The sequence below is a fragment of the Croceitalea sp. P059 genome (assembly GCF_031846365.1).
GTDB lineage: Bacteria > Bacteroidota > Bacteroidia > Flavobacteriales > Flavobacteriaceae > Croceitalea > Croceitalea vernalis.
The window spans coordinates 222,565-246,223 of the sequence record NZ_JAVRHW010000003.1 but is presented as its reverse complement, the minus strand read 5'-3'; the positions used below and the strand labels follow the sequence as shown (position 1 = coordinate 246,223).

Here is a 23,659-nt window from a genome sequence, read left to right as displayed (position 1 = left end):
GGGGTTTTTGATGTTAGTGAGATATTTTTGTCGACCTATTGATTCATGGTCATTAAAAATTCTTCGTTGTTTTTAGTTTGTTTAAAGCGTTGCTCTATAAACTCCATAGCTTCAACTGGGTTCATATCTGCAAGATACTTGCGCATGATCCACATACGCTGAATAGTCGATTCATCTAGTAATAAATCGTCTCTACGCGTGCTTGAAGACGTTAAGTCAATTGCAGGGAATATTCTTCTGTTAGAAATTTTACGATCTAATTGAAGCTCCATATTACCGGTACCTTTAAATTCTTCAAAAATAACCTCATCCATTTTTGAACCTGTTTCTGTCAATGCTGTAGCAATAATGGATAAAGACCCTCCATTTTCAATGTTACGAGCTGCACCAAAGAAACGTTTAGGCTTATGTAATGCATTAGCATCAACACCACCAGATAATACCTTACCTGAAGCTGGTTGCACTGTATTATATGCTCTTGCTAAACGTGTTATAGAATCTAAAAGGATAACAACATCATGGCCACATTCGACCAAACGTTTTGCTTTTTCTAAAACAATATTAGCAACACGAACATGTTCGGTAGCCTCTTTATCAAAAGTAGAGGCAACTACCTCACCACGCACATTACGCTGCATATCAGTAACCTCTTCTGGGCGTTCATCAATCAATAAAATGATTTGGTACACCTCGGGGTGATTGGCTGCTATACCGTTTGCAATGTCTTTAAGTAACATTGTTTTACCAGTTTTTGGTTGTGATACAATCATACCACGTTGCCCTTTACCTATTGGTGAGAACAAATCAATAATTCTGGTTGATATTGTGCTTTGGCGTTCGGCCAAATTAAATTTTTCTTTAGGAAAAAGTGGTGTTAAGTGTTCAAATGAAACTCTATCACGAACTACCTGTGGGTCAATACCGTTTATTTTGTTCACCTTAATTAAAGGAAAATACTTTTCTCCTTCTTTTGGTGGGCGCACGTTACCAAGAACGGTATCACCGGTTTTTAAGCCAAACAAACGTATTTGAGATTGTGATACATAAATATCGTCAGGTGATGATAAGTAGTTGTAATCTGATGATCTCAAGAACCCATATCCGTCTTGCATAATGTCAAGAACACCTTCACTAGCAATAATACTGTCAAATTCAAATTCAGGTTCTTTATACCTGTTCTTTAAATCTTTATCAAAGTTGTTGTTCTTTTTGTCTTGATGCGGACGCGGATTTGGTTTGCGTTGGTCCCTCTTTTGGTTATGGTTTTTCTGCTGAGGATTTGGTTTTCTAGGCTCTCTTTTCTGAGGTTGGCCATTATTATTTTTTTGAGGGATAACCTTTTCCTCAGTAGCCGGAGCAGCTGGTTTTTCAGCTTCTGGCTTTTTAACTTCTTTGCGAGGAGCTCTTGCTCTTTTTGGCTTTTCTTCTGTTTGCACAGGGGCCTTAGTTACAGTGGATGCTACCGCTTTTGGGTTTGATGCTTGAACATCAAGAATTTGATAGACCAAATCCAGTTTTTTGGTGGTCTTAAATTTAGGAATGTTTAATCCTTTTGCTATTTCCTGTAGCTCAGGAAGCTTTTTTGCTTTTAGATCTGAAATCTCGAACATTAAGTAATCAATAAGTTAGACTTGTATATAAATTTTGAAGTAAAATGTTATTCTTGATATTACAATTGGGAAGATTTCCCGGGGTAAGTGTTTTTTAATAACGATACAATGATACAAATTATTTTTCAACAACTAGGGCTATTTATCGAAAAGACACGTATTTTTGCTGTCCCTAAAGGGAAATTACAATGATTCAACGAATTCAGACGTTATATTTAACCATAGTTGCTTTGCTCTCAGCAATACTGCCCTTTTTTGTTAATCTTTGGGTAGCATCTGAGAATAAAGAATTCTTTGCGAAAAATGACATACTGATTTCTATTGTTTTTTACGCAGTAGCCATTTTGGCCGTTGTTGCGATATTTTTATTTAAGAAAAGACAAAACCAGTTTGTTTTGAACAGACTGAACATGATATTAAATCTTTTTTTACTAGGATTTTTCGTTTACCGATCACTAAACTTATCCGGAGAGACGGCGGTTTCTGAGAAGGGTATTGGGATGCTGATTCCTGTATTTTCTATCGTTTTTCTAGTTCTGGCCAACAGAGCTATCAAAAAGGATGAAGATCTTGTAAAATCTGTAGATCGTTTGCGTTAAACCTAACATCTTAGTAGTATTAGTGCGTAAAACCCCGATGGAAACATCGGGGTTTTTTGCTTTATACTTTTTTTAAAATGCTTACTCGGGCATAATCGCTATAGTTTCCAGAGTAAAACCGTTATTGAAACTAATGTCGGTTAATGTTTGTATCAAATTTGGCGCCTCAGCATATCCATCAGAGCTAGGCATGAAATAATTTCTTTTAGTCGCTATCATTTGCCCATCAATGTCTTCATATTCATAATCGGCAATTATTATTGGCTCATTCACCCCCATAAATGGTAACGAAAAGTAAAAACGATCAATTAGTTTAGTCGCTGGGTTTACATATAAAATATAAATGTCATTTTGTTCTTTACCCGTTAATTCTGGATCATATGTTACATGTAATTTGTCATAGGCTATACCATTGAGCTCTTCTTGGCCAATATAAGTGGTAATTGTTCCTTTATCATTTAATTTATAAGGCATTACAAACCAAAAATAATTTGCTCTACGGATAAAGTCTCCAACTGCATTACCTTGAGCATCTTCAGTTTTTTCACCTTCAATATGTACTGCAGTATTTACACCATCAAAACTGTGGGTTATAACACCATCTACCTCTGGCATTACATTAATCTCATGTTGGGTATAATGGCCAAAAGATGCTTCGTTTTTAAAAATATAACGCTCCGTTGATAGGTCTGTTTTGTCGGCGTCAGTGCTATAGTAGTTATAAGTGTATTGCACATCTTTCTTTTTCCAAAGGTCATTCCACCCTCCGTGTGCGTATTCAATTGCTTTTAAAATACTTTGCGGGTCGCTCGTATCGTATTTAGGAGTCACCTCTGCTTCCATAGCAGTCTCTTCCATTTTTTCAACTTCTTTTTTTACTTTTTCAGCACAAGAAATTATAAATACAAGTGATAAGATTGCTAAAATTTTTAATGTTGATTTCATGATGATTTTTTATTATTTGAGGTGTTAGACGAATAAATTTATCATCCTTACTACAAGCCAAAAACATCATTAAATTTTGAAATATTAAAACCATTTTTTAGGACCAATTTGGCCTCATCACTACTGGTATTTAATAATGGATTTGTGTGATTAAAATGGATGAAATGTACTTTGTTCTTTTCTGATGCTGGTAATAATTTGAAAAGAGCCATACTTTCAATAACAAATGGATGCGGTATTTCAGAAATATCACGATTATTAATTTCATTACCATCAAAAAAAGAGGCATCTAAAAAGGCATAATCTACCTTTTTAATTTCATCAATAATTGATTTTTCCCATTTAGACCATTTGTCAATATCTGGGATAAAAAGTGCAGATTTTTGCGGTCCGATAATGGTATACCCAACAGTTTCAGAAAATTCGTCGCGATGAGGTACTGTAACAGGTATAACTTTAAGCTTGTTTGTTACCGCTACGGCTTCTTCATTTTTAACTTCTTTGAGCTCAATATTTTTCAAAGACACCAACTGACTCCAAGGGCCATTGTTTTTAAGAAAAGATTGCATTTTTGGCATGGCATAAACGGGTACCGATGAACTGCCCATTGCTTCACGACCTAAAAACATTAGGCCTGTATAATGACCAATATGGGCATGGGTCAAGAAAATTCCGTCAGGAGCTTCTTCGTCTTTTTGACCCCACTCTTTCAAAAGTTTAAACTGTGAGGGTAAGTCAGGTGTAGCATCAAAAAGGAAGGTTTTTTTGTTTGTATGATCGATAACACCCAGTGAGACCACTTTTCTATCCGGGTTCGGATGATCAAATAACGTGCTACAACAATCCTTTTTACAGCCAATATGAGGACTGCCACCGTCTTGAACTGTGCCTAAAATAACTAAAGATACTTCTGGGGTAGTTTGCGCTTGACAACTCACAAACATAAAAATTAAAATGATGTTTAAAAGCTTCTTCATGTTTATCGTTTACCTAATTCGATGACTTCTAGATTACTAATTTTTTCTCCGTCAATTTGAAATCTAAGCATGGTTCTAACAGCATGAAAACCGTGTTTTCCGCATGCCCCAGGGTTCATATGAAGTACATCTAATTTTTTATCATGCATTACTTTTAAAATATGTGAATGCCCACATATGAATAGTTTTGGAGGATTTGCTTTAATCTCTTCACGAACCCTAACGTTATACTTGGTAGGGTAGCCCCCAATATGAGTAATCCAAACATCAACACCTTCACAGAAAAAACGGTTATGCTCGGGAAACTCTTTTTGAATAATATGGTCATCAATATTACCATATACACCTTTTAAAGGTTTAATAGCCTCTAGTTGGTCTGTAACTTCAAGATTTCCAATATCTCCAGCATGCCATATCTCATCGGCGCTTCTTGCATACTTCAATATGGCATCATCCATATGACCGTGGGTGTCAGAAAGCAATAGAATTTTGGTCATAACGCTAAAAATATGCTAAATTAAAATGGGGTAACAAACCTTCCTATGGTTTCAAGTATCTTTATCCTGTTAAAAATAGTTGTTTAGGTTGAGATATTTTGTTCAATTCTCTTATTTCGGAAAGGCATATCACGGTTGGCAGAATCAACCCAATGCAATTACAGTACAACAAGTTTTAGAAGAAGGCCTTTCAACGCTTTTAAGGTCAAAAGTAAACGTTCTAGGAGCTGGCAGAACAGATGCTGGTGTACATGCTAAAGAAATGTTTGCACATTTTGATTTTGACTTGATGCCTTCTCCATCGGATTTAGCCCAGCGATTAAATAATTATTTACCTACCGATATAGCGATAAAAGATATTTGTTCAGTTACACCAGATGCCCATGCACGTTTTGATGCTTTAGAACGTACGTATGAGTATTGGTTGGTCCAAGAAAAGAACCCTTTTTACTCAGAGAGTGCACACTTTATTTGGTCTGTTTTAGATATTGAGGCCATGAACAAGGCTGCTGCAGTTTTATTAGAGTACGAAGATTTTGAGTGCTTTTCAAAAACGAATACTGACGTGAAAACCTTTTTATGTAAAATTAAGAAAGCTGTTTGGGAGCAAAAAGAAGATAAATTAGTATTTACTATAACGGCAGACCGTTTTTTAAGAAACATGGTTCGAGCAATTGTAGGTACCTTACTAGAGATTGGATTAGGTAAGAAATCACCGGAGGTAATAAGAGCGATTATCGAAAGTAAAAATAGGAGTATGGCAGGTGCCTCAGTACCTGCAAAAGGATTATATTTAACTAAAATACGATACCCAGAAAAGCTATTTAATGAGTAACGAAAAAGAACAAGGTAAAGCATTTGATTTCAGACTTTTTAAAAGGGTTTTTGCCTTTACAAAACCATACAGATCTATTTTTTGGTTGGTTGCTTTTGTGGCTATATTTTTAGCAGCTTTTGCGGTTTTTACCCCAATATTAGTTCGGCAAATTATAAACACAGCACTACCTGAAAGTGATTTAGACTTATTGTCCGTTTTGGTTTTAGTAATGGGAGGGGTCTTGCTCGGACAAGTGATTTGTCAATTGACCTTTAATTATTTCGCCAACTTATTGGGTGAGTCTGTAATTAAAGATTTACGGGTTAAGCTTTTTAGAAAGATGATGGGTTTTAAAATGACCTATTTTGACAATTCGTCCATCGGAGTGCTTGTTACAAGGGCAGTAGCTGATATGCAGCGTATAGGTGAAATTTTTAGCCAAGGCTTCTTTGTAATTGTATCTGACCTGTTAAAAATGTTAGCGGGTGCTTTTGTAATGATTTATATTAATTGGAAGCTTGCCTTGATTGTTTTTGCCATATTACCAATAATCTTAGTTGCTACTCGGTTGTTTCAACAAGCGATGAAAGTTGCTTTTATTGAAGTAAGAGCCCAAGTTTCAAACTTGAATTCATTTGTGCAAGAGCGTATTGCCGGTATGAAAATAGTGCAGTTGTTTAATCGTGAAGAAATTGAAAAAGAAAAATTTAGAGCGATAAATGAAAAGCATCAAAATGCTTGGTTGAAAACGGTTTGGTACAACTCTATCTTTTTTCCAATCGCTGAAATTTCATATTCTATTGGTATTGGTTTGGTTGTTTATTTTGGGGTAATTCAAAATATTGATGATCAAATGCTAAATGATACCGGTTCTATTTTCGCTTTTTTCTTTTTGATGGATTTGTTATTTAGACCATTGCGTCAAATCGCTGATAAATTTAATACGCTACAAATGGGAATGGTGGCGGCAAATAGAGTATTCAAGATTATTGATACGGAAAGCCATATAGACGATGCTGGTAGTTTAGTAAAAGATAAGGTTAAAGGGAATATACAATTCAAAGATGTCCGTTTTGGATATTTGGAAAATGAAGAGGTTTTACATGGAATTTCTTTTGATGTAAAAGCAGGAGAAACAGTCGCCATTGTCGGAGCAACTGGGGCAGGTAAGTCTACTATCATTAATCTTTTAAACCGTTTTTATGAGATTAATTCCGGAAACATCTTTATTGATGGCGCCGATATTCGTGACTATAAATTACATTCTTTGCGTTCTCATATTGCTGTGGTTTTACAAGATGTCTTTTTATTTGCCGATACTATAGCAAGCAATATTTCTTTGCAAGAGAAAGCCGTAGATATGAAAGTGATTGAAGCAGCTGCAAAAGAAATAGGTGTGCATGAATTTATCATGCGGTTACCTGGTGGTTTTGAGTATAATGTCAAAGAAAGAGGAACGATGCTTTCGAGTGGGCAACGCCAGCTAATTGCATTTTTAAGAGCTTATGTAAGTAACCCAAGTATTTTGGTTTTAGATGAAGCTACTTCGTCAGTAGATACATATTCAGAACAGTTGATACAACAGGCAACTGCCAAAATAACTGAGGGTAGAACTTCAATTATTATTGCACATCGTTTGGCTACCATTAAAAAGGCTGATACAATTTTAGTGATGGAAGCTGGTAAAATTGTGGAGAGTGGCTCGCATAAGGAACTTTTAAAGCAGAAAGGGTATTACAGTGCTTTGTATGAAGCTCAATTTATGTCTGAAGAAGTAGCCTAATTTATTTTGGAGCCATTTGTTGAAAGATGTCAGTAAAAAAGACCATATAAAGTGCAATCAATACCATTAGAATAAAGAACAGTGTTCCTAAAATGAATAAAAAGAATATTAGTTTAATCAAAGTTTGTTTAAGATTTAACTGAAATATTCTTTTAAAAACATAAGTGAAATATAGTATTTGTATTGGGACATTAATTAGTCCAATATAATATAGAATTTTAGAATTCCACATCAAACCCAGATAGATTATATTAATACATAAAGATAGGTGTGAATATCCATAAATATTGATGATGAAATGTTCACTAAAATTATATTTCTTCCTATTAATGAAAACAAGGCGTGAGATTGCCGCTAATATTGGTAATGTCAAAATATAAAATAAGCCCTGATATTTAAAGATTAACTCTTGAAACTGTTTTCCAAATTCTAATCCAATTTTATCACTCTCTTTAATTGTTTCTGAGTCAATTTGAGTAAACTGAAAACTCAAGGCATCTGGAAAAAATTCTTGAACCAAAAAAAGAAATAATCCGCCTATTGTTACCGCAATGGTAAAATAGCTGATTGGGTTTAGGTACTTTTTGCGAACACCCTCTATGTAACCAATGATGACTTTTTCAGGCTTAGTAAAAAGATGTAGGACAGTTATTAGAAAAGTGTTATCAACATTAAAGAACCTTTCGACAGCATCATACCATAAGTTCTTTACGGTTATTCTATTGCGAATGACCTTAGCACCACAATCAGGGCAAAAACTATAATCAGTACGTAAGCTGTTTTCGCAATTTTTGCAGTTCATTAGGTCAAGTCTTTTTTAATCATTTCGGTCAATTCTTCAAGGCTTTTGTATAAGACAAATTCACCATTTTTGATGTAAGAAATGAGCCCAGTTTCTTCACTAACTACCAAGCAAAGTGCATCTGTCTTTTCGGTAATACCAACAGCTGCTCTATGTCTTAATCCAAATCGTAATGGAATAGTTCTTTCATTGGAAACAGGCAGAATTACTCTGGTGGCTGTTATGTAATTATCTTGAACTATAGCCGCACCATCATGTAATGGGCTGTTTTTGTAGAAAATACTTTCAATAATAGGTTGCGTAATTTCAATACTCATTTTGTCTCCAGTGATTTTAACAAAATCAAGGTTATTGTTTTTTTCTATCACCAAAATAGCACCTGTCTTACTCATTCCCATTTTCTCACATGCACCAATAAGAGCTGAGACATCTGTATCAGTAGGTAATGCTTCTTGTTTTAAAAATTTAAAATGTTTGATGAAATTTCTTTTAGATGCAAAATTGGTAGAACCAATCATTAAAAGGAACTTTCGAATTTCTTGCTGGAACACTATGATTAGAGCTATTAACCCGATATTCATAAAGCCCCCAACCATACTGCTAATCATTTTCATTTGTAGCAATTCGGTTAACTTCCAAAGTGCCCAAACAATTACTATACCAATAAAAATATTGATGGCAACCGTGCCTTTTACAAGTTTGTAGATGTAGTAGAGGAGAACCGCAACCAGAATGATATCGATGAAATCAGTGATTTTAAACTCCAAAAAATTAAGAAAGTCCAATGGCGGTGTTTTTGTAAAATTATGAAAAATAGCGCTACTTAAATCGAAATTCTATTTGCCTTTAGTTCTTTAAAAAGGCTAATACATTCATTTGCTTCTTTTACATCGTGCGCTCTTAAAATGTTAGCACCATTTTGTAAAGCAACCATATGTAAGGCGGTTGTTCCATTTAAAGCTTCTGAAGGTGTTGAATTTAAAGTTTTATAAATCATTGATTTTCGGCTTAAGCCTGCTAAAAGGGGTAAATCAAAAGTTTGAAACAAGTCAAAATGGGCTAATAGTTGAAAATTTTGTTCCCTTGTTTTTGCAAAACCAAAACCAGGGTCTATAATGATATCGTTTATTTTCTTTTTTCTTGCAATAGCTACTTTTTCTGAAAAATATTTTAGCAACTCTTTAATCAGGTCATCATAATCTGTAAGGTCCTTCATGTTTTTTGGAGTACCCTTCATATGCATCATAATGTAAGGCACTTGGTGTTTTGCAACAATGTCTGCTATGTTCTCGTCAAGATTACCTGCCGAAATATCATTAATAATCGCGGCTCCTAACTGTATTGATTTATCAGCGACTTTACTTCTAAAGGTGTCAATAGATAAAACAGCCTTCGGAAATTCTTTTAAAATCAGATTTATGATTGGCAGTAAGCGCAAAAGCTCTTCATCTTCAGATACATGTTCTGCTCCTGGCCTAGAACTGTATGCACCTAAGTCTAAAATGCTTGCATTTTCTTGAAGCATTTTTTCAACTTGTTTTAAGATTAAAGCTGGTTTTCTAAACTTACCACCATCGTAAAAAGAATCAGGTGTAAGGTTTAGAACACCCATCACAATTGGTGTATTTAAATCAATTAATTTTCCCTTACAGTTTATAGTCATAAAAAAACTTCGCTTTAATGGGTTTCATTATCTTTGACGTTGCTAAATTTGAGTCTATTAGATTTGACGAAATTTACACAAATTAACCTATATGCAACAAACCTCGCAACAGTACGATTCCGTTATTACCGAATGTCGCAAGCTATTTGTAAATAAAACAAAAGACTACGGTACAGCATGGCGTATTTTGAGGCTACCCTCTTTAACGGATCAAATTTTCATTAAAGCCCAGCGTATTAGAAGTTTGCAAGAAAATGAAACCAGAAAAGTTGATGAAGGTGAGCAATCAGAATTTATTGGTATCATCAACTATTCCGTAATGGCCTTAATTCAAATGGAAAAAGGGGTTGTAGATACTCCTGATTTGGAAGCTGAACAAGCTATTTCTTTATATGATGACAAGGTTGCCTTAACCAAAAAATTAATGGAGGATAAGAACCATGATTATGGAGAGGCTTGGCGTGAGATGAGAGTAAGTTCTTTAACTGATTTGATTTTGCAAAAGCTACTGCGGGTTAAAGAAATTGAAAATAATAAAGGTCAGACTATAGTGAGTGAGGGGGTTGATGCAAACTATCAAGACATGATTAATTACGCAGTATTTGCACTAATTCATTTAAGCGAGAAGAAATGAAATATTTAGTAGCTCTTTCAAGAATATTCGTTGGTGTTCTGTTTATCATAAGCGGACTAATTAAACTGAACGATCCAGTAGGTTTTTCATTCAAATTAGAAGAATATTTTAGTCAAGGCGTGCTGGATTTGCCGTTTTTAATGCCCTATGCCTTGGCCATAGCCATTGTGGTGGTTATTATAGAAGTTTTGTTAGGAATAATGCTACTCATTGGCTTTAAATCAAAATTTACCGTTTGGAGTCTTCTAGCAATGATTGTCTTTTTTACATTCTTGACCTTTTACTCAGCCTATTTTAATAAGGTTACAGATTGCGGTTGTTTTGGTGATGCTGTAAAGCTTACTCCATGGGAGTCATTTACAAAAGATGTCATTCTGCTAGTACTAATTCTTATCCTTGTATTAGGTGTTAAACATATTAAAGGACTTTTTGGTAAAAAACTAAATACCGCCGTTTTAATAATTTCTCTTGTAGGTTGCATTGCTTTCTGTTATCAGGTTCTCAATCATTTACCATCAAAAGATTTTAGACCATATAAAATAGGAGCAAATATTGAAGAGGGAATGTCAGTACCAAATGATGCACCTAAAGCTATTTATGAGTACGCTTGGAAATTTGAAGTGAATGGCCAAGAACAAATCATACTGACTAATGGTGATTACCCAAGTGTTGAAGGAGAATTTATTGGAGTGGAAACAACCGAAATTCAGAAAGGTTATGAGCCTCCTGTTCACGATTTTACCATTGAAAAGGATAGTGGAGATTTTACGACATCTATGCTGCAAAAAGACAAGCTAGTTATGGTAATTGCATATGACCTTGCGAAAAGTAATTACGCAGTATTTGATGAGGTCAAAAATGTAACGGATGAGGCTATTAGAAAAGGATACAAGGTCATCGCAATGTCTGCTTCAAGTAATGAAATAGGTAATGCTCTTAAAAGGGAACATGATTTAAATTTTGATTTTTACTTTACAGATGAAACTACTTTAAAAACAATCGTTCGTTCTAATCCTGCTGTTCTTGTTCTTGAGAAAGGTACCATTCTGCAAAAAGTACATTATAATGATTTAGATGAATTGGAATTTAAAGAACCGGATAATGGTATTTATTTTGATTTCAACCTTAAGAAGAGTTTAGATAGCATAATGGTTCTAGATCAAAAGTATAGAGCTAATCCCAACATGGAAACTTGGGGTCTTCAAATGGAAATCGACAGCTCAAATTTAAAATATGTCGAAAAAATTATTGCTCAATCTGGTTATCCTGGTAAAAGTATGGTAGGAGATAAAGCAGGCAAAGCAGCTTGGTATGTTATTCAGCATTCTAATAAGATTGATAAATATATTGATATTATTAAAGAGGCCTCCGGACAAAATGAACTTCCCTTTAGGCTATATGCGATGATGTTGGATAGGCATTTAACTAACCAAAACAAACCACAGATTTACGGTACTCAAAGTTCTTCTTACTATATAAATAGCCCTAAAGAATTAACATTTATGTGGCCATTAAAAAACAAAGACTCAGTTAATATTTGGAGGAGAAGGGCAGGTTTTGGATCTACTTTTGAAGAAAGTGCTATTGATATGTACGGAGAAGGTTTTGAGTTGAAATATTATACAATTGAAGAAATAAACAGGTTGATACCTGAACTTATTAAATAAGCAATATAAATATGAGAACTAAAATAGTTGCAGGAAACTGGAAAATGAATAAAAATCTTGAAGAGACTGAAGCTCTTTTAGGTGAGTTAGCGGCAAAATTACCAGACACCAATGCTGAGGTAATTGTTGCACCAACATTTGTGAATCTTGCTTCAGCGGTGAATCAATTATCACATTCAGTTATTCAAGTTGCTGCTCAGAACATGCATTTTGAGGAAAATGGTGCTTTTACAGGAGAGATATCAGCAGATATGTTATTGAATATTGACGTAGATACTGTCATTATAGGGCACTCTGAACGTCGTTCAATTTTTGGTGAAAATGACGAGCTTTTAGCGAAAAAAGTTAAGACAGCACTTGCTAAAGAAATGAAAGTTATTTTCTGCTTTGGCGAAGAGTTAGAAGACAGGAAATCAGGTGATCATTTTAATGTGGTAGAAAGTCAACTCAAGAATGCTTTATTTGATTTAGATGCATCATCTTGGAAACAAATAGTATTGGCCTATGAGCCAGTTTGGGCAATAGGTACAGGAGAAACTGCTAGCCCAGAACAAGCGCAAGAAATGCATGCTTTTATTCGTAAAACAATTGCTGAGGCATTCAATAACAGTGTGGCAGACAATGTCACCATTCTTTATGGTGGTAGCGTAAAACCAAACAATGCAAAAGAAATTTTTTCTAAAACTGATGTTGATGGTGGTCTAATTGGTGGAGCATCTTTAAAGTGCGATGACTTTATGGCTATTGTTAAGGCCATATAAAGAATTTAAAAAGAGATATTGATCTATTTAGAGTTTCAATTTAGTATTGCGCCATTGCAACCAGCTTCAGACATTATTATTGCTGAGCTCAGTGAAATTGGTTTTGAAAGTTTTGTAGAGAATGAAAGTGGATTGACCGCTTACATTTCAGAATCAAAATTTGATGAAGGAGAACTTAATGCCATACATATTTTGAGTTCGGATGAATTCGCAATTGAATGGACCTCCAAATCTGTTGCTCAGCAAAATTGGAATGAAGAGTGGGAAAAAAGTTTTAACCCAATTGTGGTTGATGAACGATGTATGGTTAGAGCGCCATTTCATCAAAAATCTTATGTAGATTACGATATCATTATTGAGCCAAAAATGAGTTTTGGTACTGGTCATCATGAGACAACTCATATGATGCTCTCTCATATTCTTGATAATGACTTTAAAAACAAGAAAGTCCTTGATATGGGTTGTGGTACTGGTGTCTTGGCTATTTTGGCTGAAATGCGAGGAGCAACTCATCTTGAAGCAATAGATATGGACAACTGGTGCTATCTCAATGCTATAGAAAACGCAGATCGAAATAACTGTAAGAAGATTGAGGTTTTTGAAGGTAATTCGAATCTGCTGTTGGGTAAAAAATATGATATTATTTTGGCTAATATTAATAGAAATATTCTTTTAGAAGATATTCCTATTTATGCTTCTTCATTAAATAGTAAAGGATTACTATTTCTAAGTGGCTTCTATTCAAGTGATTTAGATATGATATCTGAAAAATGTAAGGCGTTTAATTTGCGATTTGAAAAAAATTACGAAAAGAATAATTGGGTTGCGGCAAAATATGTATTTTAGTTTACAGGAAGGCAAGAATATGGGAACTAAAGAAAAAATCTCCGAAGAGTTACTTTTAGAAGAAGAAGTTCTAAAGCAAAATGAAATCGTACTTTTTAATGATGAGGTCAATACCTTTGACCACGTAATAAATACTTTAATTTCTGTTTGTGATCATACCCCAGAGCAAGCTGAGCAATGTTCTTTAATTGTTCATCACAATGGTAAGTGTACTGTAAAAACTGGTGAGTATGATGATTTAAAACCTAGGTGTTCCAGATTACTACAAGCTGGCTTAAGCGCCGAGTTGGTGTAATAGTCTCAAATTAGATTTAGGCTCTATAGTTTCTTATCTTTAGCTAAACTTATTTTATAGTTTACTTTGCGCGCGCTATCATTTCTTTTTTGTCTATTCTGTCTCAATTGCATTTTTTCGCAAGCGCTACCTCCAATTCAAAACTTTACCCCTTTGAACTATAATGGGGAGAATCAAAACTGGGATATTACTCAAGGGTTTGATAAGCATATTTATATAGCTAACAATCACAATCTTCTTGAGTATGACGGTGTCCGTTGGAGTAAATACAATTCTCCGAACGCCTCAATATTCAGAGCTGTCAGTTCAAAGGATTCCCTGCTTTTTACCGGTCAGTATATGGAATTTGGATTTTGGAAAAAAGATAAACTAGGTGACCTTAATTACACCTCTATCTCTGAAAGACTTAAGGAACCGATGCTTGAAGATGAGGAGTTTTGGAATATTTTGACTTTACAAGACTGGGTTTTGTTTCAATCCTTAGATAGAATTTATAGCTATAATATTAAGACCGGTCAGTTCAAAGTTTTAGAAGCAAAATCTACCAAGGCCCATATTTTTAAAGTGGATGAATCAATTTATTTTCAAAGTGAAGATTTTAGTGTGTACAAAATTGAAAATGGTTTGCCTGAAGTGATTATCGAGCACAGTATTTTGAAAGATAAGGGCGTTGTAGGAATGCATAAAGATAAGAACGGTCTTGTTCTGGTGTTAGACGATGCTAGATTTCTTAGAATGAATGGGGTTGAAGTTGTTGAATGGAAAATACCTGCAGCTAATGAACTGGAGGGGGTTAATGTTTATTGTACAGAAAGACTTTCAGATGGCTCTTTTGTTTTAGGGACAATTTCCAAAGGAATTTTTCAAATAAGTCACGAAGGAGAATTATTGAGAAAAATAGACCAACGAAAGGGCTTAAATAACAATACTGTATTGTCCACTTTTCAAGATATTGATGACAATTTATGGCTTGGCTTGGATAATGGTTTAAGTGTTATAAATATTAATTCTCCATTCAATGAATATGTAGATAATCTTGGTCGGTTAGGTTTGGTTTATGCCTCTATACTTTATGAAGGTGATTTATATCTAGGTACCAATCAGGGTTTGTTTTTCAAGCCTGAAAATAGTGAGGTAGACTTTAAAATGATACCGGGAACCGATGGTCAGGTGTGGAGTTTAAGGCTTATAGACAATACGTTGTTTTGTGGTCATAATAATGGGACTTTTAGTATTGATAATAATAAAGCTAAACTTATTTCAAACTTACCAGGTACATGGGATATTAAAGCGTCTAAAGAGTACCCAGATTTATTATTACAAGGAAATTATGACGGATTATCGTTTTTGAAAAAAGAAAATGGGAATTGGATTTTTCAAAACAAAATCGAAGGCTTCAATATATCAAGTCGTTTTTTCGAGGTTTTAGATAATAAAAAAATACTCGTTAATCACGAATATAAAGGGCTTTATGAATTGTCATTGGATTCAATAAACACCTCAGTAAATCAAATCAATACTCATCCGATTATGGGTCATGGATCAAGTATTCTGAAGTATCAAGATAGTATCATTTATACATCACTTGATGCAGCATTTACCAAGAATAGAGATAGTTTAACTTTTACACCTGATGATGTTTTAATCAAGTATTTATTTGAAGAGGCAGGTGGCATAACAAGTATTTTAATGCCAGATAATGAAGTAAACCGATTTTGGTGTTTTACACATAGTGGTCTTTCCTACATTTATCCAAATACCTTTAATGCATCATTAGGCATAAAAACAATTTCAATTCCTCCGTTTTTTCGTAGAAGTTTAGGAGTATCAGGTTTTGAAAATTTGACTAGAATTAAGGACGAGCAATATCTAATTGGTATTTCCAATGGTTATGTTATACTAGATAATGATAAAACCAAAGAGTCCACTTATACTATTGCCATAAATCAAGTTGAAAGTAAAAGTGGTTTAGGTCAACCGGAACAAATAGGTTTGTCTACTGAAACAGAATTGGAGTATGAAAACAATTCTATTGTCTTTAATTACAGTGTACCACAATTTAGCAAGTACTCTGAGGTCAATTATCAATATAGGCTCATGGGCCTTTTTGATGTTTGGAGCCCATGGACTAGTAATGCGGAAGTTGTTTTTAACAATTTGAAGTATAATGAATATCAATTTGAAGTTAGGGCAAAAGTTGACAATATACTTACAGATAATGCAGCTAAATATAGTTTTAAGATTAATCGGCCTTGGTATCTATCAACGGTAGCTATTATTCTTTACATTTTGGCATTAGTTCTGACATTCTTAGGTGTTCATCGAATATATAAGAAGTACTATACTACCAAACAAAATCGACTTTTAGATTTAGAAAAAAAGAAATTAAAGAGAAAAAAGTTAAAAACAGAGAAAGAACTTATTCAAGTTAAAAATGAAAAGTTAAAAAGTGAAATTGAAGCAAAGAATCGTGAATTAGCGGTTGCAACAATGAGTATGATTAAAAAGAATAAGTTTTTAAGTACAATCAAGGAGCAATTATCACAGATAGATAATACAAATCACGTTAAGGCGGTAATTAAAACAATAGACAAAAACATTAGTAATGAAGATGATTGGAAATTTTTTGAAGAAGCTTTTAATAATGCAGATAAGGATTTCTTAAAGAAAATAAAAGATATACATCCAGAACTTACAGCTAACGATTTACGATTATGTGCCTATTTAAGATTAAATCTTTCCTCTAAAGAAATAGCACCTTTGCTTAATATTTCTGTTCGCAGTGTAGAGGTAAAACGCTATCGGTTAAGAAAAAAAATGAATTTAGAACATGAAAGAGGCTTGGTTACCTATATTTTGGAGTTATAGCAACCATACATTATTTTTTAGTACCACAACATTACCTATACACATTCATTTTGTTTAACTTTTTATCGAACTAAATCTTACAAAATGAAAATACCTTAAGTGTCCGAAAAGGCCTTGTACTCTTGAGTTTATGTTAATTATACCTTAAAAAAATTATCATGTATGTTTTTTGTATGGGTATTATTTAAGGAATTCGTAATAATGCAATATATATTGCACTATTCTAATAGGCCTTAAATGAAGCAGTTCTATACTTTATTAATTTTTATACTTGTGACCATAGTAACATACGGTCAGCAGTTCACCGCTACAGGTACGGTTTACGATGCAGACATTAATGATGTTTTACCAGGTGTAAACGTTTTTGTGAAAAACACATCAAACGGAACGACAACAGATTTTGATGGTAATTTTTCACTACCTAATGTAGCTGTAGGAGATATTTTAGTATTCTCATATATAAGTTTTAAAACACAAGAGATAACGGTTTCTAATCAGGATTCTATTTCACTTTATCTAAGGGAAGACGTAAGTGCATTAGATGAAGTTGTTGTAATTGGTTACGGAACTCAAACCAAAAAAGAAATTACAGGTGCTGTTGCAGTGGTAGGTGCAGAAACCATTGAGGAGTTAAACCCTACACGTATAGAGCAAGCTCTACAAGGCCAAGTCGCAGGTGTCAATATTACTGCAGAGTCCGGATCACCAGGTAGTGGATCTAACATACGAATTCGAGGTATTTCTACAAATGGGGATAATCGTCCTTTAATCTTGGTTGATGGTAATGTTATAGAAGACTTAAGTGTTCTAAATCCAGGTGATATTGAAAGTATCAATGTTCTAAAAGATGCAACCGCAGGTATTTACGGTGTTAGAGCTGCAAATGGGGTTGTATTAATTACAACAAAGACAGGAAGAAAAAATTCAAAGCTTAAGTTTAGTTATGACGTTTATGGCGGTTACCAACAGACTTCTAGAACTATTCCAGTACTAAACGCTACGGAGTACGCTTTATTGACAAATGAAGCATTTGCTGCTGGTGGTCAAGCTAATCCCTTTCCAAATGTTTCTGATTTCGGGGTCGGTACAAATTGGCAAGATGAGGTTTTTCAAAATGCTCCAATCATTAATCACAATATTACAATTACCGGGGGAACAGAAAAATCTACCTTTTCTTTTGGTAGTTCTTTGTTAACTCAAGATGGAATTGTTGGAGGAAGTAAGGCAAATTTTAAACGTTTTACAAGCCGAATTAATTTTAATACTGACCTTCTTGAAAACTTAAAATTTACTGCTAATCTCATTTACACAGGGACTGAAAGAAAGACATTATCTGAAAACGGAATTGGCTCAGTTTTATTTAATGCCCTAAATAATGCCCCAACATTTGGTGTTAGAGAAGCTAATGGTGCATTTACTTTAGCCCAGGGATTGGGGAATGAAGTAATTAATCCCTTAGCTCAAATTGAAAATACTTTCAATTCAAATGATGTTGTAAGAATAAGTGGTAAAACAGCCTTAAACTATAAATTTTGGAATGACTTCACTGTAGAATCTAGTTTGCAGTTCAATTATGCAGAAGTAAAGGGTAGGTTTTTCTCTCCAGTTGCATTTTTTGGCGCTGGTAAGGTTTTTAATAATATTGATAGACCTAACCTAACTACCAATAAGGATATTTTTAAAGACTACACTTTTGATTCTTTTATAAATTACAATAAACGTCTTAGTGAAGACCATAATTTTCAAGCCACTTTAGGAACTTCTGTATTTGTGACGAAAGGACAATTTTCTGGAGGTACACAAGGATTTTTTGAGAACGAAGTAAGTTTTGCCGAAGCAGATTTGATAAATGCAGTCGATATTAGAAACGGACTTCAAGATAGTGGACTAAGCGGAAAGTTTGATGAACGTCTTCTTTCTTATTTCGCAAGAATCCAATACGATTATAAAGGAAGATATCTTTTTTCTGGTGTTATACGAAGAGATGGTTCTACAAAATTTGGACCTGATAATCGATTTGGATATTTCCCTTCTGGATCAATAGGTTGGATTGCATCTGATGAGGAGTTTTTAGTGAACAGTAATGCCGTTAACTTCTTAAAGTTCAGAGCTAGTTACGGAATATTAGGGAATGATAGAATACCTGGTAATGGTTTTAGAGGTATTTTAAATGGTGAAGGAGCCTATGTGCTAAACAATCAATTGGTTTTTGGCCAAGCTATAGGTGTTTTGCCGAACCCAGCAATCCAATGGGAAGAACAAAAGACTTATGATATCGGAGTTGATTTAAAATTGTTTAATAGTAAAATAGATATTACGGCTGATTATTTTAATAAGACAACAGAAGGTCTCTTATTGCAGCCTCAAGTTTCAGGAATTTTAGGTGCTAACGCACCCGGTGCGCAAGCCCCGGTTGTTAATGGAGGTACGGTAGAAAATTCAGGATTTGAATTTGCAATTGGATACCAAAGCGATAGAAGTAAAGACTTTAATTTTGGATTAAACTATAACGTAACATTTTTAACCAATGAAGTTACCCAAGTAAATAATGAAGCAGGATTTTTACAAGGAGGTAGTTTTGGGGTTGGCCAGGACCCACCAGCAAGAATGGAAGCTGGGAAACCAATTGGGTTCTTCTATGGATTAGAAACCAATGGTATTTTTCAAAATCAAGACGAAGTTAACTCGCATGCAACCCAGGCAAATGCAGCGCCCGGAGATCTACGTTTTGTAGATCAAAATAGTGATGGAATTATAGACACTGATGATAGAATAGATATTGGTAATCCAATACCAGATGCGACAATGGGTCTAAATTTATCAATCAATTATAAAAGTATTGATTTTGGTGCCTATGCTTTTGCTTCTGTAGGTAATGAAATTGTTCGAAATTATGAAAGAAATCAACCTTTAGTTAATAGATCAGTATATACAATCAATCGTTGGACTGGGGAGGGCTCCACAAATGAATTTCCAAGACTGACAACTGGAGCCACTTCAAACACCTTATTCTCTGACTTTTTTGTAGAGGATGGTTCTTTTGTTAGAATACAGAATGCACAAATTGGTTATACTTTTCCTAATCACCTTATGGAAAAAATGGGAGCGGATAAGTTAAGAATTTATCTGTCTGCAAATAATATTTACACATTTACAAAGTATAGAGGTTATGATCCAAGTGCGTCTTCTGGAGCTCCAATAGGCGCAGGTATTGATCAGGGTTTTTATCCAGTTCCTAGAACATATTTATTGGGGTTAAATCTTAAATTTTAATAGGATGAATACAAAACAAAATATAGCAAGACATATGAGAAAAACACTTTTTGTATTGACATCAGTGCTTTTAGTTTTTGCTTGTTCGGATGATTTTGTAAATGTTGATTCATTTGATGAAGATTCTGAAAGCTTTTTTAATTCGGAAGACGATTATCAAAGTGCTTTAATCTCAGCTTACGATATGTTACAGTCAAGTTATATCAATGTAATGTTAGGAGAAATTGCATCTGATAATACATTGGCTGGTGGAGAAAGTGCTACGGATGTTCCAGGTATACAGGAAATTGATGATATGATTCATACTCCGGTAAATCAGCAGCTGCGTGATATCTGGAGTTGGATGTTCGCTGGAGTAAATAGAGCAAACTATATTTTAGAATTTAAAGACAAAACTGATTTTGCGAATCGAGATATAGTTATAGCTGAGGCTACTTTTTTAAGAGCTTACTATTATTTTGAACTAGTAAAATGGTTTGGCGATGTTCCATTAGCTGTGGATCAAAGATTACTTTTTGGAGACCAAAATATTGTTGAAAGAACACCTCAATCTGAAGTTTACACGCAAATAGAACAAGATTTACTGTTTGCTGCTAACAACTTGCCTTTAGTTCAAACAGAAACCGGTCGTGCAACCAAGGGCGCAGCACAGGCAATGCTTGGTAAAGTTTATTTATATCAAGATAAATTTACGGAGTCAGCATCGGTTTTAGATGAAGTAATTAATTCGGGTACTTATGATTTGTTGGTCGATTACAGTACAATGTTTGAGAATGACAACGAGAATAATATAGAATCAGTTTTTGAAGTTCAGTATACAGATATTGAAGGAGCTGGTTTTGGTTGCTTGCAATGTAGTGAAGGTAATGTGGCTGTTGGTTTTAATGGAATACGTAATTATTCTGGACCTGAATTTGAATCTGGCTTTAGTTTTAATGTTCCGACACAAGAAGCCTTTGATGCCTTCGAATCAGGAGATATTCGAAGAGACGTTGCAATTTTAGATATAGAGGCATGGGCAATTACTAATCCTGATGTGTCTTTCGTAGAAGGCTTCGAACATACCGGATACTACAACAGAAAATACATTGCTCGACAAGGAGATTTAAATACAGGTGATGCCAATTTGACAAACCCTAATAACTACCGCGCTATACGTTTCGCTGACGTACTATTAATGGCGGCAGAAGCTAATAACAGAGGGAACATAGATGATTCTAAAGCACAAACCTATTTAAATAGAGTCCGGAATCGAGCGATTTTAGGAAATAGTTCTGCAACTGGACAAGCATTAACTGAGGCAATTTACCAAGAACGTCGAGTTGAATTAGTGGGTGAAGGACATCGTTTTTTTGACTTAGTTAGAACTGGTAGAGCTGCCGCTGAAATAAATGGTTTTCAAACGGGGAAACATGAATTATTCCCGATACCAAGTATAGAAATTGAATTAGCGGGAAACCGTTGGGAACAAAACCCAGGATATTAAACATTAACTTAAATTACTCAAAATGAAAATTTTTAAACACTTTTTAGTTTTATTTATAACCACTGGCCTTTTGGTTAGTTGTGGAGGTGATGACGATGATAATCCAATGGATAATCTTGAAGCTCCTTCTAATGTTACAGCGAATATTGAAATTGCGCAAGATGATACAGGTACTGTTACAGTTACACCTACAGCAGATGGTGCAACTTCTTTTGAAGTACTTTTTGGAGATGAAGACAATGAAACACCAACTAATTTAAGTCCCGGGCAATCAGCTACCAATGTATACGGTGAAGGTACATTTACAATCACTTTAACAGCTATAGGTGCAGACGGGCAAGAAACTCAAATTACCAACAATATTACGGTTGCATTTACAGCGCCATCTAATTTAATGTTGGATGTAGTTGTTTCTGAAAGTAATCCTTTTGAGGTTACAGTAACCCCAACAGCTGATGATGCAACTATGTTTGCGGTTTTATTTGGTGATGAAGCCAACGGTGAAGAAGCTACCACAATTATGGCAGGAGCAAGTGCTGTAAATGAATATGAAGCAGTAGGAGAGTATACGATAACAGTTACTGCTATGGGAGCAAGTGCAACAACTATTGAAGTTATGGAAACTGTGCTTATTGAAGAAGCTGCCTTCGATGGTGGATTAATTGTAAATGGAGATTTCGAAGCAGGTGCAGAACCATGGAATGCTGGAGTTGAAGCCTTTGATGCTCCACCGGCGCCAGTTGTTACTGAAGATGGTAATACTTTTTATTCTGTTACTGTTGATAATCCAGATCCTAATCAACCATTCTTAGTGAATCTAAGTCAGCAAGGATTAACTCTAGTTGATGGAACAAATTATATTTTGACTTTTGATGCATGGTCCGATCGTGACCGTCCTATAATTGCAGGTATCGGAGAAAGCAGTGGAGGTTTTGCTAGTGTTGCGGTAGATGTAAATCTGACTTCTGCGATGCAAACATTTACTTTAAACTTAACAGCTGTTGGGTTTGGTGGTGATGATATCCGTGTGATTTTTGATAGTAATGGTGCAGCCGGTTTAGTTAATATTGATAATGTTATGCTTTTTGAAGGAGGCGACGGTAGTGATACTCCTGGAGGAGGAGATGCGACAGAATTAATTGTAAATGGAGATTTTGAAGCTGGAGCAGAGCCATGGAATGCCGGAGTTGAGGAGTTTGACGCTCCACCAGCACCAGTAGTAACAGAAAATGGAAACACCTTTTATTCTGTAACAATAGATAATCCAGATCCTAATCAACCATTCTTAGTGAATTTAAGTCAACAAGGTTTAAGTGTTGCCGCTGGGGCCAACTATATTTTGACTTTTGATGCTTGGTCAGATCGTAATCGAACTATAATAGCAGGAATCGGAGAAAGTGGAGCTAATGGTGCTTTTGCTAGTGTGGTAAATGATGTAAATCTGACTGCTGCCATGCAAACCTTCACATTTAATTTAACTGCTGATGGTTTTGGTGGTGACGATATTCGCGTACTTTTTGATAGTAATGGAGAAGCAGGTTTAGTTAATATTGATAACGTTTCTCTTATTGCAGGCGGTGATGGTAGTGATACACCTGGCGGCGATGGTGGCGGTGATGGCGGAACAGGCTCAGTTATGCTAATTAATGGTGATTTTGAAGATGGAGCAGAACCTTGGAATGCGGGTGTCGAAGAGTTTGACGCACCTCCAGCACCAGTAGTAACTGAAAATGGGAACACTTTTTATTCTGTTACTATTGATAACCCTGATGCAAGCCAACCTTTCTTAGTGAATTTGAGTCAGCAAGGTTTAAGCGTTACGGCAGATGCGAACTATATTCTAACTTTTGACGCATGGTCTGATCGTAATCGAACCATAATAGCGGGTATTGGAGAAAGTGGGGCTAATGGTGCTTTCGCTAATGTGGTAGTTGATGTTAGCTTAACAGATCAGATCCAGACATTCACACTTAATTTAACAGCTGCCGGTTTTGGTGGCGATGATATACGTGTGCTTTTTGATAATAATGGGATGGCAGGTCTTGTTAATATTGATAATGTATCCATAGTCGAAGGTGGTGATGGAAGTGATACACCTTAAAAAAGTGTAGATTTTGAATTATAGTTTTCCTGAAA

General features: G+C 34.9%; 19 protein-coding genes. 12 read left to right on the top strand and 7 right to left on the bottom strand.

Annotated features, from left to right (window positions below):
• Positions 1-35: 35 nt before the first annotated feature.
• The gene (gene rho / locus RM542_RS11260; protein WP_311385849.1) at positions 36-1,610 is read right to left on the bottom strand and encodes a transcription termination factor Rho; all 1,575 of its coding nucleotides are present in this window, start codon (positions 1,608-1,610) and stop codon (positions 36-38) included.
• Positions 1,611-1,798: 188 nt separating this feature from the next.
• Between rho and RM542_RS11255 the strand changes: the two genes are divergently transcribed.
• Positions 1,799-2,209, top strand: coding sequence for a DUF4293 domain-containing protein (locus tag RM542_RS11255; protein ID WP_311385848.1), 411 nt, complete (start codon positions 1,799-1,801; stop codon positions 2,207-2,209).
• An 81-nt stretch (positions 2,210-2,290) separates the two neighbouring features.
• On the opposite strand, the gene RM542_RS11250 is transcribed toward RM542_RS11255, so the two are convergent.
• The 3 genes from RM542_RS11250 to RM542_RS11240 are packed head-to-tail and all read right to left on the bottom strand — an operon-like array spanning position 2,291 to position 4,628.
• On the bottom strand, positions 2,291-3,154 hold the full coding sequence (locus tag RM542_RS11250; protein ID WP_311385847.1) for a DUF6503 family protein: 864 nt from the start codon (positions 3,152-3,154) through the stop codon (positions 2,291-2,293).
• A 50-nt stretch (positions 3,155-3,204) separates the two neighbouring features.
• Positions 3,205-4,131: an MBL fold metallo-hydrolase gene (locus RM542_RS11245; protein ID WP_311385846.1), complete on the bottom strand. Its 927-nt coding sequence runs from the start codon at positions 4,129-4,131 to the stop codon at positions 3,205-3,207.
• 2 nt (positions 4,132-4,133) lie between these two features.
• A complete protein-coding gene (locus RM542_RS11240) occupies positions 4,134-4,628 on the bottom strand; it encodes a metallophosphoesterase family protein (protein ID WP_311385845.1) in 495 nt (164 codons plus the stop codon).
• Positions 4,629-4,716: 88 nt separating this feature from the next.
• Here RM542_RS11240 and truA point away from each other — a divergent pair, with 88 nt between their 5' ends.
• Together truA and RM542_RS11230 are read left to right on the top strand one after the other, a co-directional pair.
• Entirely contained in the window at positions 4,717-5,463 is a 747-nt protein-coding gene (truA, locus tag RM542_RS11235; protein WP_311385844.1) for a tRNA pseudouridine(38-40) synthase TruA, read from the top strand.
• Positions 5,456-7,228 carry an ABC transporter ATP-binding protein gene (locus tag RM542_RS11230; protein WP_311385843.1) on the top strand — a complete coding sequence of 591 codons (1,773 nt, stop codon included), beginning with the start codon at positions 5,456-5,458 and terminating at the stop codon, positions 7,226-7,228. Before truA ends, RM542_RS11230 begins: the two co-directional genes overlap by 8 nt.
• Position 7,229: 1 nt before the next feature.
• Here RM542_RS11230 and RM542_RS11225 read toward each other — a convergent pair whose 3' ends face one another.
• From RM542_RS11225 to folP, 3 genes are read right to left on the bottom strand one after another with little or no spacing between them, the layout of a single operon-like run.
• Positions 7,230-8,030 (bottom strand): DUF3667 domain-containing protein, encoded by an 801-nt coding sequence (locus RM542_RS11225; RefSeq protein ID WP_311385842.1) that lies wholly within the window; start codon positions 8,028-8,030, stop codon positions 7,230-7,232.
• The gene (locus RM542_RS11220; RefSeq protein ID WP_311385841.1) at positions 8,030-8,815 is read right to left on the bottom strand and encodes a diadenylate cyclase; all 786 of its coding nucleotides are present in this window, start codon (positions 8,813-8,815) and stop codon (positions 8,030-8,032) included. Before RM542_RS11220 ends, RM542_RS11225 begins: the two co-directional genes overlap by 1 nt.
• A gap of 38 nt (positions 8,816-8,853) precedes the next feature.
• Positions 8,854-9,693, bottom strand: coding sequence for a dihydropteroate synthase (gene folP, locus RM542_RS11215; protein ID WP_311385840.1), 840 nt, complete (start codon positions 9,691-9,693; stop codon positions 8,854-8,856).
• A 91-nt stretch (positions 9,694-9,784) separates the two neighbouring features.
• Between folP and RM542_RS11210 the strand changes: the two genes are divergently transcribed.
• The 9 genes from RM542_RS11210 (at position 9,785) to RM542_RS11170 (ending at position 23,624) form a co-directional block, all read left to right on the top strand.
• A complete protein-coding gene (locus tag RM542_RS11210; RefSeq protein ID WP_311385839.1) occupies positions 9,785-10,327 on the top strand; it encodes a DUF1599 domain-containing protein in 543 nt (180 codons plus the stop codon).
• Positions 10,324-11,994: a BT_3928 family protein gene (locus tag RM542_RS11205; protein ID WP_311385838.1), complete on the top strand. Its 1,671-nt coding sequence runs from the start codon at positions 10,324-10,326 to the stop codon at positions 11,992-11,994. The genes RM542_RS11210 and RM542_RS11205 overlap by 4 nt, the downstream gene beginning before the upstream one ends.
• An 11-nt stretch (positions 11,995-12,005) precedes the next feature.
• The gene (tpiA, locus tag RM542_RS11200) at positions 12,006-12,755 is read left to right on the top strand and encodes a triose-phosphate isomerase (RefSeq protein ID WP_311385837.1); all 750 of its coding nucleotides are present in this window, start codon (positions 12,006-12,008) and stop codon (positions 12,753-12,755) included.
• 18 nt (positions 12,756-12,773) lie between these two features.
• Positions 12,774-13,601 carry a 50S ribosomal protein L11 methyltransferase gene (gene prmA, locus RM542_RS11195; protein WP_311385836.1) on the top strand — a complete coding sequence of 276 codons (828 nt, stop codon included), beginning with the start codon at positions 12,774-12,776 and terminating at the stop codon, positions 13,599-13,601.
• A 19-nt stretch (positions 13,602-13,620) separates the two neighbouring features.
• Complete coding sequence (locus tag RM542_RS11190; RefSeq protein ID WP_311386102.1) at positions 13,621-13,896, top strand: ATP-dependent Clp protease adaptor ClpS; 276 nt, start codon at positions 13,621-13,623, stop codon at positions 13,894-13,896.
• Positions 13,897-14,049: 153 nt separating this feature from the next.
• Positions 14,050-16,764 carry a LuxR C-terminal-related transcriptional regulator gene (locus RM542_RS11185; protein ID WP_311385835.1) on the top strand — a complete coding sequence of 905 codons (2,715 nt, stop codon included), beginning with the start codon at positions 14,050-14,052 and terminating at the stop codon, positions 16,762-16,764.
• 237 nt (positions 16,765-17,001) lie between these two features.
• Positions 17,002-20,037: a TonB-dependent receptor gene (locus RM542_RS11180; RefSeq protein WP_311385834.1), complete on the top strand. Its 3,036-nt coding sequence runs from the start codon at positions 17,002-17,004 to the stop codon at positions 20,035-20,037.
• A 34-nt stretch (positions 20,038-20,071) separates the two neighbouring features.
• Positions 20,072-21,523 carry a RagB/SusD family nutrient uptake outer membrane protein gene (locus RM542_RS11175; RefSeq protein ID WP_311386101.1) on the top strand — a complete coding sequence of 484 codons (1,452 nt, stop codon included), beginning with the start codon at positions 20,072-20,074 and terminating at the stop codon, positions 21,521-21,523.
• A gap of 22 nt (positions 21,524-21,545) precedes the next feature.
• A complete protein-coding gene (locus RM542_RS11170; protein ID WP_311385833.1) occupies positions 21,546-23,624 on the top strand; it encodes a carbohydrate binding domain-containing protein in 2,079 nt (692 codons plus the stop codon).
• The last annotated feature ends 35 nt before the right edge of the window (positions 23,625-23,659 follow it).